The following is a 14,232-nucleotide window of genomic DNA, read 5'->3' as shown; positions in this document are numbered from 1 at the left end:
TTTTTTTTGATTATTTTTTCATCATTACGGGAGCGTGCTGCTAAATTTGGTTGATAACCTTGATGATTACAGGTGTTTACCCACAGTGTATTGACATGATTTTCAACCAATTATTAGGAAAATATTACGTTGATTACATTAACCTGGTCTGTATTATTATGGAAAATAAGCAAGACCGGTTCGCAACCAATGAAACATGACGAACTGTCAAGCAAGCAATGGAGAGAAGAAATCGCATGAAAGGCCAACTGCTTGATGCCATCCCTTTAACTTCCCTGCATGGCGTCGGGGCAAGTCAGGCAGCTAAACTGGCAAAAATGGGCCTGATCAACTTGCAGGATCTGCTATTGCACTTCCCGCTTCGTTATGAAGACCAGACCCGCCTTTATACGATTAATGATCTTTTACCGGGTATCCATGCCACAGTCACCGGAGAAATCCTCCATACCAATGTTATTTTTGGCCGCCGCCGGATGATGACCTGCCAAATCAGTGATGGCACTGGTGTACTTACACTGCGTTTTTTTAATTTCTCTGCGGCAATGAAAAACAATCTGGCAAAAGGGAAGCAGGTTGTTGCTTACGGTGAAATCAAAAGAGGTAGTCAGGGAGCGGAAATTATCCATCCTGAGTATAAGATTCAAAATTATGCTGGAAATGTACGTCTTCAAGAAACATTAACGCCTATTTATCCGACGACGGAAGGTGTTCGTCAGGCGGCTCTCCGTAAGCTGATTGAGCAGGCCCTGCAATTGCTTGATACCTGTGCGATCAACGAACTCCTGCCGGAAGAGTTAAGCCGTTCTATGATCAGCCTGCCACAAGCATTACATACCCTGCACCGCCCCACGCCAGATATTGTTCTGGCTGATCTGGAAACCGGCAAACACCCGGCTCACCGCCGCCTGATCCTGGAAGAACTTCTGGCTCATCATTTAAGTATGTTAGAAGCTAGAGCGGGCGCACAACGCCATCATGCTCAGTCGCTGCCGACTGAAAACAAGTTAAAACAGCAATTCCTCAACCGTCTGCCATTTTCTCCAACTAACGCGCAACAACGGGTTGTAGCGGACATTGAGCAAGATCTGGCAAAAGATGTTCCGATGATGCGACTGATTCAAGGAGATGTTGGTTCAGGAAAAACGCTGGTTGCCGCATTGGCTGCGTTGCGGGTTATTACGCATGGTAAACAAGTTGCCCTGATGGCGCCGACTGAACTACTGGCAGAGCAGCACGCTAATACCTTCCGACAATGGCTGGAGCCTTTGGGGATTCAGATCGGCTGGCTGGCGGGTAAACAAAAAGGGAAAGCACGTCAGAAACAACAGGAAGCCATTGCCAGCGGGCAGGTCGCTATGATTGTTGGCACACATGCCATGTTTCAGGAACAGGTTAAATTTTCCGGTCTGGCGTTGGTGATTATTGATGAGCAACATCGGTTTGGCGTGCATCAACGTCTGGCTTTGTGGGAAAAGGGGCGCGAACAGGGTTTTCATCCTCACCAATTGATAATGACGGCAACCCCTATCCCCCGAACTTTAGCAATGACTGCTTATGCCGATCTTGATACTTCTATTATTGATGAACTGCCGCCGGGGAGAACACCGGTAACGACCGTTGCGATCCCGGATACACGTCGTGAAGAGATTATCCAACGGATCAAAAATGCCTGCCTTGATGAAAACAGACAAGCCTATTGGGTCTGTACGCTGATTGAAGATTCCGATGTACTGGAAGCTCAAGCGGCACAAGTTACCAGTGAAGAATTGACTCTCGCCTTGCCGGAACTGAAAGTCGGGTTGGTGCATGGCCGAATGAAAGCCGCCGAAAAGCTGGAAGTGATGGAGGCTTTTAAGCGTGGAGAGCTACAACTTCTGGTTGCAACAACGGTTATCGAAGTCGGTGTGGATGTGCCTAATGCCAGTTTGATGATCATTGATAACCCGGAACGGCTTGGCTTGGCGCAACTTCATCAATTACGCGGACGAGTTGGCCGTGGTGCTATCGCCTCTCATTGCGTGTTGCTTTACAAAACGCCGTTGAGCAGTACCGCCAGAATACGCCTGCAAGTGCTCCGGGACAGTAATGATGGGTTTGTTATCGCACAGAAAGATCTGGAAATTCGCGGTCCCGGGGAGCTATTAGGAACACGCCAAACTGGGAATGTGGAATTTAAGGTAGCTGATTTGTTGCGAGATCAAGGGATGCTGCCGGAAGTGCAGCGTATTGCTCGTCATATCCACCAGCACTATCCTGAACATGCCCGTGCCTTAATTGAACGCTGGTTACCGGAACGGACACATTATAGTCATGCGTGATTGAGAACATATCGGCGCGGGCTTTTCGCTTCTCAACGCTGCCAAAAATAGGGATATCTGGTTTTATTCAATAATTAAGATTCTGCTATAGAGCTTTCTTTTAATTATTCCGTTTAATTGAAAATGTATTATTGCCAAAGAAATGAAAAATACAACTACAATTATTCCTAAATTAGCACCAGCGTTAAAATATATCCCCATAAAATATAAATGGTTTTTTATTATTTTCTTAAAAAATCAAATCTAATACCTCGGATTAATTGATGCGACGTGTCACTATCCGAAGTCTTTTACCAGCTAACTGGGGTAACAGGCGGCTCCGCCATTTTTCATCAAATTCAGTTGATAGTGTGTGCGGTATTAGCACAACGTTATGCTCAAAGGTTAAAACGGGAATAGATGTAAATCTATGATAGGAAATTTTCATCAATGTAATATTGAATTACTAAGTTTAAATAGTAAATGTTTCTATTAACCCAATGAATGTAATTTTAAATATTTTCTTTTCGAAGTATAAAACCTTGATGGAGGTCACGCAAATAATAGTAGTTTTGTTGGTTTTTTTATCTATACTTATATTTCATTATGGTACATATTAGGGTGTTTTTAAATTAGAGCTAAATAAATCTACGTTGATATAATGGAGAGTTTAATATGATTTATGTCAAAAGTCTTTCAGAGACTGTGGTTAAAGTTGCAATTAGTAAATGGAGTAGTGACGAAGGTAATGACGAATATATTGAAATTAATAAAGGAGAGGTGGTTCAATGGGATAGATCAGATCAGCGCGGTTTTTTAATGTCAGTAGCACGCAAAGATAGTGTTACATTGTTATATTCAATAAGATTAAATGGCTACATAATTATTTATGATAGCTCGGTTGTAAATAACGGTAACCGGATAGATTCTTTATATTCGATACCATCTGCCTAAAAAAATTTTATTTTTGCACTAGTTTTATTAATTTAATTTCCGTTATTATGCCATTGAATTAAATACAAATTTATATTGTTGATATAGTGGAGGATTTATGATTTATGTTAAAAATCTCTCAACTGAACCGGTTAAAGTTTCGGTTAATAAATGTGGAGAGGAAGGTAGAGAGGAATATTTAGATCTTGATTGTGAAGATGTAAAGGTGTGGGATCTATCCGATACGCATGGTCTTACATTGTCAGTAATACAGAAAGGTATTGAAAAATCATATTCTGTTTCTCATAACAGTTTTATTATTGTTTTTGATGATTATGTACAAGATAGCGGCACCAATATATCTCATCAAGAGAAATAAATGAGAACTTGTCATCCGATTTAATTGAGTGTTAGACCCAATTAAATCACCATAATCAGGAATGGAATCTCCATTCCTGAACTATTTATATTAAACGGTTTGCTACTTCCGCCCCTAATGCTTGTTTTTCTGCTTCACTGATAAAGATATTTCCAGACTAGGTGTTTAGTCCCAACATTTGATTAATAATATAATAGAAAAATTTTATTGGCTGATAACTATAGGTTAATGCTAAATTGATTTTTCGGTAGTTATTCTCAGATTATTTTTATCGATAAAGAGTAAAAATTAAAATTATGAGACTTGAGCGACAGAATTTAGCGGGGATATATATCTTTATGGCTATCCTTATTAATACGCAAATATGTAACTTAAATATATAACATAATCTTGTAATGATTATCTGTAAAGCAAAGAATAAAAATCACCAGGGGTGGATTAATATTTTTTCTTTTTATAAAAAAGTGGGTTATTTTGGTTTCTTTAGGATTTACATTCCAAATTATTTCATAAAGTTATTATCTTTTAATTTTTATTTGAAAAGTGATTTTGGTAATAACAAGACGGGAGAGCTAATATTCCAAATGGAATAAACGATAGGCCGAACCGAGATATTATAGCTCAGCCTTGGTTTTAGTGTTTTTTAGTAATTTATAATAACAATGGGCTAATCATCATATTCACTGTGTACTATATTATCGTTATTAATATCCCAAGCCACTATCTGGCCATTCCTCCGTAAGACTGCGAATGAATTTCCTGATGCGCTTAGGCTGACGATATCTTGTAATCGGGCTATTCCGGGGGGGACCTGGACGTCAGAGCCAGCGATTCTTTTTCCATAATCGTTCAATTGGTATCCCCAGGTAACTACGCTACCGTTCGCCCGTAGGGCTGCGAAAGCATCATTTGCTGCACTCAGGCTGACAATATCCTTTAATTTGGCGATTTCGGGTGGAACACTGACATTACCCCAGGAGATCACACTGCGGTCTGCTCGTAGGGCTGTGAATGAGCTTCCTATATTACTATATGAGCCTATTGCTGAATGTAGGCTGACGATATCCTTTAATGCGGCAATTTCTGGCGGAACCTGGCCGCCATAACGTTCATCTCCCCAAGCAACCATGCTACCGTTCGCCCGCAAGGCCGCGAAAGCATTACCTGTTGAACTCAGGCTGACAATATCCTGCCATCTTGCAATTTCAGGGGGCATAGGATAGCGACCCCATGTGACCAAGCGGAAGTTTGCTCGCCGGGCGATGAAAGTATTACCTACTGAGTTCAGACTGATAATATCCTGTAATCGGGCAATGTCGGGCGGAACTTGGTCGCTATATTTCTGTTCTCCCCAAGTGACCACGCTACCGTTCGCCCGAAGGGCTGCAAAAGTAGCACCTGTGATAGAACATATTGAACTCAGACTGACAATATCCTGTAATCGGGCAATATCGTATGGGATTTTGCCGCCCCAATCTGGATGTCCCCAAGCGACTACACTACGGTTTGCCCGTAGGGCTGCGAAAGCAAGAATTTCTGAACTTGAACTCAGACTGACGATATCCTGTAATTGGGCAATTTCCGGTGGAATATTGCCACCCGAAGATTGGTCGCCCCAAGCAACAACACTGTGATTTGCCCGTAGGGCGGCAAAAGCAAAATTTGTTGCACTTAGACTGACAATATCCCGCAATTGAGCAATTTCTGGTGGGATTTGAGTACCTGAGTTCTTGAACCCCCAAGCGACAACACTGCGGTCCGATCGTAGGGCTGCGAAAGCAGAAACTATTGCACTGATACTGACAATATCCTGCAATTTAGCTATTTCTGGCGGAACTTGACCGCCCCAATTTTTAATTCCCCAAGAGACCACGCTGCGATTTTCCCGTAGGGCAGTAAATGCGTTTATTGTTGAACTCAGGCTGGTAATATCCTGCAATTGGGCAATTTCCTCAGGTATTTTACCGCCATAAAATTCATCTCCCCAAGCAACTATGCTACCGTTTGTCCGTAGGGCAACGAAGGCAGAACTTGTTGCCTTTAAACTGATAATATCCGTCAATTGAGCAATTTCATCAGGTATTTGACCACCATTACCTTCGTTTTCATTTCCCCAAGCGACCACGCTACGGTTTTTCCGCAGAGCCGCGAAAGCGTCATCTGTTGCACTCAGGCTAACGATATCTTGCAATTGGGCAATATCGGGCGGGATTTGACTACTAGGGTCATTTCCCCAGGCGATCACTCTGCCATTTGGCAATAACATGGCGGTTGCCCCTTTGGTAGAAGCGATAGAAGCACTATTATCAGCGAGACTACTCCTGTCCGGTTGCCAATATTGCTTGATAGGATTACCTTCGGTATCCATGTTTGGTGAGGAATCGTTATTTTAATTCATATTATTCTCCTAATGATGGTTATATCGGATTTACCTTTTACCCACACGGGAGTCTAATGCCATAAAATCTATCCCTTGTGGGTTAAGCTGAATTTCTACTGCAATTTAATACTAGCCGTTCTTTTATAAATAAGATAATAGAAATAAGTTATTGGCTGATAACTTTAGGTTAATACCAAATTGATTTTTTGGTAGTTGGTTTCAGATTATTTTTATCGATAAAGAGTGAAAATTAAAACTATGAGGCTTGAGCGACAGAATTTAGCGGGGATATACACCTTTATGGCTACTCTTATTAATACGCAAACATGTAACTTAATCTACTAAGTATTATCTGTAAGGAAAAGAATAAAAATCACCAATAGGATCGCAATATATTTTCTATTTATAAGAAAGTGAGTTGCTTTGTTTCTTTAGGATTTACATTAAAAACTATTTCGTAGAAAGCGGGAGTGATAAAATTTAAAGTGAATACTCCATAGGTTGAATTATTATATTTTTCTCAGCCATTGGTTAATAGCCCGCAATAACAAAATAATACTTAATAGATTAACTAATCATATTCACTATGCGCTTTCAGCTTAGAACCCCTTGATGATGCTCACTATCTGCTATAACTTATGTGCATGTTTTATGCGCATAAATGAGGTGTCTGATGAAAAGACAATGCGTTTCAACCGTAGAACGAAAACAATCCGGTAAACGTAGTACAAATGTGTATTTGACCGCTGAGGTGGTAGATGAAGCCCGTGATTTAGGGATCAACTTATCAGCAACACTAGATAAAATATTGTCCGATGTTGTTCGTGAGAAAAGAAGAGAGCAATGGAAAGCTGAAAACAAAGCCGGTATCCACGCTTTCAATGAATTTGAGCGTAGTGCAGGGCTATTTACCGATGATGATGAATACGGGGTTATTTGATAGCTCAGTACGCCGTTTACCGCAACAAATCCCCTAAATCGAGGGAGCAATACCCTTTCATTATCGACATTCAGAGTGACCTATTAGACGATTATGATTCACGGGTAATAATGCCGATTGCTCTGCTGTCAGATAAAAATTCACGCGTCAAAACGTTAACGCCAGTGATTAAGATTAAAGGTGATCAATATGTCATTATTACAAAGTCAGTGACAACGGTAGCAAAGAGCAAGTTAAAAGCTGCGAATATTGTCTGTGTTATGCCGGGTATTCACTCCGATATCATGGCAGCTTTAGATACTATCGTTTCAGGGATTTAATTGGTTGATTTAAACTTTAGATCAATTTCCGACCCGGCATGATGAATAATCGCGCCCAATATCGGCAACAACCAGACATCAACATTTTTGGCTGCCTTGAGAAAGGAGACTGAAGGCAAAAACCGTCTCGCCAGACTGCGCCGGACTATCAACGCCAGCAGACTTGCCCAGATGAGTCCTTCCGCTATCGCTTTTTGACCGGTCGCAAAACCTGTCCAGTTGGTGTGGGATTTTAATTCCTTGAACAAGCAGTTCGACCTGCCAGCGACAGCGATAGACTGCCATGATGCCATCTGCGGTAAAGTCGGATCACCCAGCGTCGGGACGATTTCATTGTGGTATATTTATTATACAATTCGTTTACAAGCTATCTCATAAGTTTTCGCATCTTCCCGTTTACCAACAGCGATCACCTATATTACGATCTCTTCTTCTATCACTTGGTAAACTAGACGAAAGCCTGAAGAGCGGAGCTTAATTTTAAAGCAGCCAGATCACCATGTAAATTAGTATTGCAATAAAAATTTTTTGCTATAAGTGGAGTATAGAATCGCTGGTAAATGAATTACCACATGGCAGGGTAAACAAAGTGGAATCCCGCCATGGGCTCATACCAGAGACCTTTTTTAGAGCAAAAAACTAAGCGTTGACGATAAAAACAAAATAACTTTTTTATCGTCAAGCTTGGGGAAAGAACATGAATTGAACGCTAGTTACCGAATACACATTATGGCAATGCATGATTGAAAACATATCGGGACGAATCCAACAGGTTAGGCGCAGTGATCGCTAATTTCGTGTATTCAGCGCACGAATTTGCTCTGCTTCCGGGTGACAATCCACAAGGAACGCCATCATCTCAGAAGCATCTTTGCTCAAGTAGAAGCGCACCATCTTTTCGTTGAACTCATGTATTTTCGCCGCAGGCACGCTGATAGCATCTATGCCATTTGACATCAAAATACCGTTCATCATGAAACGCGAAGTACGTTTATTACCGTCAAAGAAGAATTGCTGTAGCGCGCCGAAAAGGAAGAATGCGGCCCCCTTTTCGAAAGGCTGACACTCATCCAATGCAGCCATACCGGCTTGAAAAATGCGGTTCAATTCTGGCGCGCCGGGTACAGTAGGTAACGGAGTATGCCGACCATACTCGCCCAAGCTGACATCTGGAGTGTAATTCTCCTCTTGCCCTTCTCCACGGAACCGTCCCCATTCCAAGGCTTCGTTGCGGGCAACTATGCTGTGAAGTTCAGTAAATGTAGCTTTGGTCAACTCAAATTGACCTTTTTTCACCATAAATAACAGTCGCTTGGAACTTTCTGCGAGATTCAGTACTTGTTCCTGATCAGAAACTTGCCTACCACCGACGGTTACACCGTCCAATAATGTCTTCACTTCTGGGAAAGTAAAAGGATTACCTTCAAGCACGCTGGCATCCCAAACAAATTCTGGCAACATCCGGTGAAAACGGAAACATACCCGTTCAATGGAGTAAATCGGGACAAAAAGAGGAATAGCAGACCGATCCCAGTGAAATCCCAAGGCGTTGAAAAGCTTCATTGTTGCTAATCCTTTTTACTATTTCGAATGCGCTAAATTATAAGTAAAACACAGTAAAAGACCACCTCCCCAAACTTTCCCGCCAGAAACACTCTCGCTTAATGATAACCCACCATGTCTTGGAGGCCAGTAAAGAGCAAGCCAGAGAAAACCGATTAACCTCATGGGGGAAAAAGATTTACAAACGACGAAAGGAGACGATAGAGCGCAGTTTTGCAGATGCGAAGCAGTACGCGGACACCGTTATTTTTAACAAGGTTTGTCAGCGGTCTGACTATTTACCATGTAAATGGTGTTCCATATACTGTCAATTATTCATTGTTTCACAAACATAACTTAGCGGAAAAATAAAACACACATTGAGCGCAGGCAAAAACGAAGACTCAAAACCAATTGTAACATGTATCGATACAGGATACCATTAACCATGATTAAGACGTTCAGGGATCAGTGGTTGGATGATTATTACTTTCGCGGTGAAAAGTCACCCAACATACCCAGCACAATTGAAAGTGCTTTAAAGCGTAAACTCGATATTATCCATGTCGCTAAAGGCGAGAAGGATTTAAGAGTGCCACCAGGTAACAGATTTGAACATCTGGAGGGCAATCTAAAGGACTGGTGTTCGATCCGCGTTAACAAGCAATATCGCCTGATATTCCAATGGGATGCAGGCGAGGCTAACGGGATCTATCTGGACTCCCATACATACAGGTAAGAGGTGAAACTATGATTGAAGCACTAAAAATTCCCGCTCATCAACCTACCAGTGTAGGCGCTATGCTCAAAGAAGAATTTCTAGAACCCTTGGGTATCACCCAAGGCGAACTGGCAAAAGCTATGGGCGTAGGCCGGAAGACCGTCAATGAACTGTGCGGTGGTCGGCGTGGAGTGACTGCGGAAACTGCCTTTTTACTGGCAAAGGTTTTGGGAACCACACCGGAGTTTTGGCTTAACCTCCAGTTCATCAATGACATGTGGCTGGCTCAGCATAATGAGGTTTTGGCTGACAAACTGCAACACGCGCGGCCCTTGGTGGCTGCCTAGTTGCAAATATGATTTGCTTTGTTTCCGCTAACCTTGGTGTAGCAATCCTACCTGCCAATGTAGCGAGAATTGCCCACGGCTTGGTGGCGATTCCTCTTCCGGAAACAGAAGCGACACAATCACAATACTGCACCAGCTGAATAGCTGGCACAGTATCTCTCTAATTTTCCCTACACCGCCGGGAATACTGGCAACAGCAGATAGAGTTTAATCACAATCGCGTTAACGATATCGATAAAGAACGCGCCTACCATCGGCACCACCAGAAACGCCACATGAGATGGACCGAAACGGTCGGTAATCGCCTGCATGTTCGCAATAGCAGTCGGTGTCGCCCCCAAACCAAAACCACAATGACCCGCAGCCAAAACCGCAGCATCGTAGTTTTTCCCCATCACACGATAGGTGACAAAAATTGCATACAACGCCATGACGACTGCCTGTATCGCAAGAATTGTCAGCATTGGCAATGCCAGAGATGCCATCTGCCACAATTTCAGGCTCATCAACGCCATTGCCAGAAACAACGAAAGACTCACGTTACCCAAGACAGAAACCGCCCGATCAAATACCCGGTAGAAACCTAACGCCGACAAGCTGTTACTGAGGATAACCCCAATAAACAACACACAGACGAATGTCGGTAATTCAAACCATGTACCTTGCATAAGCTCAGAAATAAAATTACCTGCCATCAGACAGATAGCGATCAACGCGATAGTTTCCAACATGACCAGCGGTGTAATCATCCGGCCGGTATAAGGTTTTTCAAACGCCGTTGGCACTTCGGTATCATCTGCCTTCAACCCTGGGGTTTTTGTATTTTTCACCAAAAAACGGGCAACCGGGCCACCAATCAAACCACCCAGTACTAAACCGAAAGTCGCACAGGCCATTGCCACTTCTGTCGCATTTTCAAAACCATAACGCTCACTAAACAGTTTACCCCAAGCAGCCCCCGTACCATGACCACCAGATAAGGTAACAGATCCCGCCAGTAAGCCCATTAGTGGGTCCAGGCCCAGCAATTCAGCCAGCGCGATACCCACTGTGTTCTGCACCAACAACAAGCCAACAACAACGAAGACAAAAGTGAAAAGTACCTTACCACCCGCTCGCAAACTGGAAAGATTCGCATTCAGGCCGATCGTGGCAAAGAAAGTTAACATCAAAGGGTCTTTAAGAGACAAATCAAAGCTGATTTCCCAGCCAGTCATTTGCTTAACGACTAAAAGCATCAAAGCAACTAACAGGCCACCCGCGACAGGTTCCGGAATGGTGTATTTTTCAAGAAATGGAACTGATTGTACAAGTTTACGCCCAATTAATAGTACTAATGCGGACGCAACAAGCGTGCCATAAACATCAAGATGATACATCTATGTACCCCAACTATATTGTTAAAATTATGTAAGTTATTACGACGTTATACTCATCCTTTAGAAAACGCCAAAAGCAGGCAACGCTGGATTAGAAAAAAAATCTGCAACAAACACAAGTTAAAACATATAAAAATGTGACCAGAGTGAATTGATTTACCGCTTAGACGATTGCCCTCCCTTGCCACATACTCTGTTTGCCGCCTGCCAGCATTTACTAGCAATGTTTGTCGCAGTTATCACACCAGCAATTTTAATCTGTCAGGCGCTGGGGTTGCCCACTCACGATACTCAGAGAATTAATCGATAATCACACTTTTGGCTCCCCAAAAAATCTGTTTCTGGCAGGTGTCGTATTGGCGGTGATTGTTTTGCTGAACCGCCAGAGTAATCCTTATCTGCGTGTCGCTTCTCTGGTGATTGCAATGGCGGTAGGTTATGTTGTCGCCTGGTTTATGGGGATGTTGCCACAAACAGCGGCACAGGAAAACCATTCACTGTTGACGATTCCCACGCCACTTTATTACGGTCTTTCCTTTGACTGGAATCTACTTATTCCGTTAATGCTGATTTTTATGGTCACTTCACTGGAAACCATCGGGGATATTACCGCGACTTCCGATGTTTCTGAACAACCGGTCAGTGGTCCTGTCTATATGAAGCGTATCAAAGGTGGTGTTTTAGCTAATGGCCTGAATTCTATGCTTTCTGCCGTATTAAATACCTTCCCCAACTCCTGTTTTGGACAGAATAATGGGGTTATCCAGCTAACCGGCGTTGCCAGCCGTCATGTAGGTTATGCTGTGGCGCTGATGCTGATTCTGTTAGGTCTGTTTCCTGCGGTGGCAGGATTTGTACAACAGATCCCTGAACCGGTATTGGGCGGGGCTACTATCGTGATGTTCGGTACAATTGCCGCGTCTGGTGTCCGTATCGTTTCCAGAGAGGCGCTTAACCGCCGGGCGATTATGATTATCGCGCTGTCTTTAGCGGTTGGTATGGGGGTTTCTCAACAGCCGCTAATTTTACAGTTTGCTCCTGACTGGTTGAAAACGTTACTCTCTTCCGGTATTGCCGCTGGTGGTTTGACAGCTATCATTCTTAATCTGTTGTTTCCACAAGAAAAATAATCTCAAAAATCGGGTATCCGGCTACAAATAATCAATCATCACGCATATATATCAATAACTTAACATGCGTGATGATGATTTATCTCCTAGCAGCTGGAAGGCCAAACAAAATCATCACCGATCCAGCCATCAAGATCGTATTCACTCATACACTGCTCGGCAAATCCCTTAAATTGATCCGCTAAACCTGACTTTTGGGCAGACAATAGCAGATCGACTCTTGTCGTTTCATGGTTGCCAGCGTAATTGCGTTCATATAATTCATGCCTGCTGGCAAATTCAGTACCGATCGAATCCCAAATCAGTTTCATTAATTTCGTACGCTCAATGGCACTGTAACCGTTTGAGCCACGCATATATTTATTGAGATAAGGAGAAAGTTCCGGGTTAGCAAAATCGCTGGCATGAGAGTTAACGTAAATCAAAGCACTCCCTAAATCCTGCTCGATAATTTCTTTTACCCGTGGATAACCTATCGTCATAAACCAACGATAGGCCATCCCATAGTCATCATTAGGCAATACGGCATCTCCAGTCCATGGCTGCGGGGATTTAACCATCGCATCGCTGATAGCCCAAAACAGATTGCGCCATGCCAGTACCTCGCCAACACGTGTTTGCACACCACGAAAACCCTGCGTACCCGTAGTTTCAACGCCTTTAATAATTAATCCACACAGAAAATCAAATTTAACAGCCAACCGGGTTACACCATGCAGCATAGCGCGAGTAAAAAAGCCGGAGTCGGAAAAAAATGATGAGACTTTATCTACATCACCATAGATAAATATGTTTTCCCAAGGGACTTTCACTTTATCCAGAATAATAATGGTATCGTTTTCATCAAAGCGGGAAGAGAGTGGGTAATCAAAAGGACTGCCCATTTTATTAGCCATCAGTGAATAAGAAGGACGGCAGACTAATTTCAGCCCCGGAGCATTCATCGGCGTTGTAAAAACTAACGCAAATTCCCGTTTCTTTATCGGTAAACCATAATGGCCAATAAAGTTATAGTGATTAATCGCCGACCCCGTGGCAACGACTTTAGCGCCGCTGACAATTAATCCATCATCACACTCTTTTTCAACGTGAATGCAAACATCACTAATTTCATCAGCGGGTAAATGGCGATCCATTGGCGGGTTAACAATCGCGTGATTCCAATAGAACACATTTTCTTGTGAGCGGGCATACCAGGTTTTCGCATTACCGGCAAATTCACCATAAGCTTCTGGGGTTGCACCCATGGTGGTCAGAAACGAAGCCTTATAGTCAGGGCTTCGACCCAACCAACCGTAACTCATGCGAGCCCACGCGGCGATAGCATCACGATCAGCAATTAAATCCTGCTGTGAGCGCGGTACACGGAAAAAGGGATGTGTCACACCACTACTGCCTGTATCAGTCGGGGTAGTCAGTACGTCACGATGAGCAGGATCATGCAAAGCATCATAAAGTTTCGCCACCGCGCGGGCTGGATTTTGAAAAGCAGGGTGATTGGCAATATCGTTGATACGTTCACCATAAGCCCAGATTTCCCGCCCATCATTCAGACCATCCAGAAACTCCTTTCCATTAAGTGGGCGGGTTATGCGGATACTACTTTCATTCGACGATTCTTGTTTCATGCTTTCTGACATAGTAGATTCCTTACGTTATTTATTTGCTGGAAGATGAGTGAAAGTAAACAATGAAGCCTTATTTCAATCATCAGTCAAACTGAGAAAGTAATAGAAGGAATTACGAAAAAAATCATTATCCCACTTATAACCATCTATTAACACATTAATTCATTCGAATGTCATTGGCTATATTTTCATATGGTAAAATATAGACTTAATAATTACCCAATACAATTATTTAC

General features: G+C 42.8%; 11 protein-coding genes and 4 pseudogenes. 9 read left to right on the top strand and 6 right to left on the bottom strand.

The window, feature by feature from the left end:
• Nucleotides 1-236: 236 nt before the first annotated feature.
• The 3 genes from recG (at nt 237) to LGZ99_RS02565 (ending at nt 3,609) form a co-directional block, all read left to right on the top strand.
• Complete coding sequence (gene recG / locus LGZ99_RS02575) at nt 237-2,318, top strand: ATP-dependent DNA helicase RecG (RefSeq protein ID WP_036837601.1); 2,082 nt, start codon at nt 237-239, stop codon at nt 2,316-2,318.
• 654 nt (nt 2,319-2,972) lie between these two features.
• Nucleotides 2,973-3,251, top strand: a complete 279-nt coding sequence (locus LGZ99_RS02570) for a hypothetical protein (protein WP_023044544.1) — start codon at nt 2,973-2,975, stop codon at nt 3,249-3,251.
• Between the two features lie 97 nt (nt 3,252-3,348).
• Complete coding sequence (locus tag LGZ99_RS02565) at nt 3,349-3,609, top strand: hypothetical protein (RefSeq protein ID WP_036837599.1); 261 nt, start codon at nt 3,349-3,351, stop codon at nt 3,607-3,609.
• Between the two features lie 667 nt (nt 3,610-4,276).
• On the opposite strand, the gene LGZ99_RS02560 is transcribed toward LGZ99_RS02565, so the two are convergent.
• Nucleotides 4,277-5,977, bottom strand: a complete 1,701-nt coding sequence (locus LGZ99_RS02560) for an RCC1 domain-containing protein (protein ID WP_072008832.1) — start codon at nt 5,975-5,977, stop codon at nt 4,277-4,279.
• Between the two features lie 685 nt (nt 5,978-6,662).
• Between LGZ99_RS02560 and LGZ99_RS02555 the strand changes: the two genes are divergently transcribed.
• Together LGZ99_RS02555 and LGZ99_RS02550 are read left to right on the top strand one after the other, a co-directional pair.
• On the top strand, nt 6,663-6,929 hold the full coding sequence (locus LGZ99_RS02555; RefSeq protein WP_051769240.1) for a type II toxin-antitoxin system CcdA family antitoxin: 267 nt from the start codon (nt 6,663-6,665) through the stop codon (nt 6,927-6,929).
• Nucleotides 6,926-7,249, top strand: a complete 324-nt coding sequence (locus LGZ99_RS02550) for a CcdB family protein (protein ID WP_072008831.1) — start codon at nt 6,926-6,928, stop codon at nt 7,247-7,249. Before LGZ99_RS02555 ends, LGZ99_RS02550 begins: the two co-directional genes overlap by 4 nt.
• Nucleotides 7,250-7,257: 8 nt before the next feature.
• On the opposite strand, the pseudogene LGZ99_RS02545 reads toward LGZ99_RS02550, so the two are convergent.
• The 3 genes and pseudogenes from LGZ99_RS02545 to LGZ99_RS02535 all read right to left on the bottom strand — a co-directional run.
• Nucleotides 7,258-7,552, bottom strand: a pseudogene (locus LGZ99_RS02545) (transposase); the annotation flags it as partial.
• A 44-nt stretch (nt 7,553-7,596) separates the two neighbouring features.
• Nucleotides 7,597-7,743: pseudogene (locus LGZ99_RS02540) on the bottom strand (type II toxin-antitoxin system RelE family toxin); the annotation flags it as partial.
• A 295-nt stretch (nt 7,744-8,038) separates the two neighbouring features.
• Nucleotides 8,039-8,812, bottom strand: a complete 774-nt coding sequence (locus tag LGZ99_RS02535) for a Fic family protein (RefSeq protein ID WP_036837594.1) — start codon at nt 8,810-8,812, stop codon at nt 8,039-8,041.
• A gap of 104 nt (nt 8,813-8,916) precedes the next feature.
• On the opposite strand from LGZ99_RS02535, the pseudogene LGZ99_RS02530 reads away from it, so the two are divergent.
• From LGZ99_RS02530 to LGZ99_RS02520, 3 genes and pseudogenes are all read left to right on the top strand, one after another.
• Nucleotides 8,917-9,059: pseudogene (locus LGZ99_RS02530) on the top strand (transposase); the annotation flags it as partial.
• A gap of 180 nt (nt 9,060-9,239) precedes the next feature.
• On the top strand, nt 9,240-9,530 hold the full coding sequence (locus LGZ99_RS02525; RefSeq protein ID WP_036837591.1) for a type II toxin-antitoxin system RelE/ParE family toxin: 291 nt from the start codon (nt 9,240-9,242) through the stop codon (nt 9,528-9,530).
• Between the two features lie 11 nt (nt 9,531-9,541).
• Complete coding sequence (locus LGZ99_RS02520; RefSeq protein ID WP_021326382.1) at nt 9,542-9,859, top strand: HigA family addiction module antitoxin; 318 nt, start codon at nt 9,542-9,544, stop codon at nt 9,857-9,859.
• A gap of 170 nt (nt 9,860-10,029) precedes the next feature.
• On the opposite strand, the gene gltS is transcribed toward LGZ99_RS02520, so the two are convergent.
• Nucleotides 10,030-11,238 carry a sodium/glutamate symporter gene (gene gltS / locus LGZ99_RS02515; RefSeq protein ID WP_021326220.1) on the bottom strand — a complete coding sequence of 403 codons (1,209 nt, stop codon included), beginning with the start codon at nt 11,236-11,238 and terminating at the stop codon, nt 10,030-10,032.
• A gap of 151 nt (nt 11,239-11,389) precedes the next feature.
• Between gltS and LGZ99_RS02510 the strand changes: the two are divergent.
• Nucleotides 11,390-12,368, top strand: a pseudogene (locus tag LGZ99_RS02510) (uracil-xanthine permease family protein).
• 86 nt (nt 12,369-12,454) lie between these two features.
• Here LGZ99_RS02510 and LGZ99_RS02505 read toward each other — a convergent pair.
• On the bottom strand, nt 12,455-14,008 hold the full coding sequence (locus tag LGZ99_RS02505; RefSeq protein WP_081858276.1) for a 4-hydroxyphenylacetate 3-hydroxylase family protein: 1,554 nt from the start codon (nt 14,006-14,008) through the stop codon (nt 12,455-12,457).
• Nucleotides 14,009-14,232 lie beyond the last annotated feature (224 nt).

This window comes from Photorhabdus temperata, assembly GCF_025384845.1.
Taxonomy (GTDB): Bacteria; Pseudomonadota; Gammaproteobacteria; order Enterobacterales; family Enterobacteriaceae; genus Photorhabdus; species Photorhabdus temperata.
This window is presented reverse-complemented; position numbering and strand designations above follow the sequence as displayed.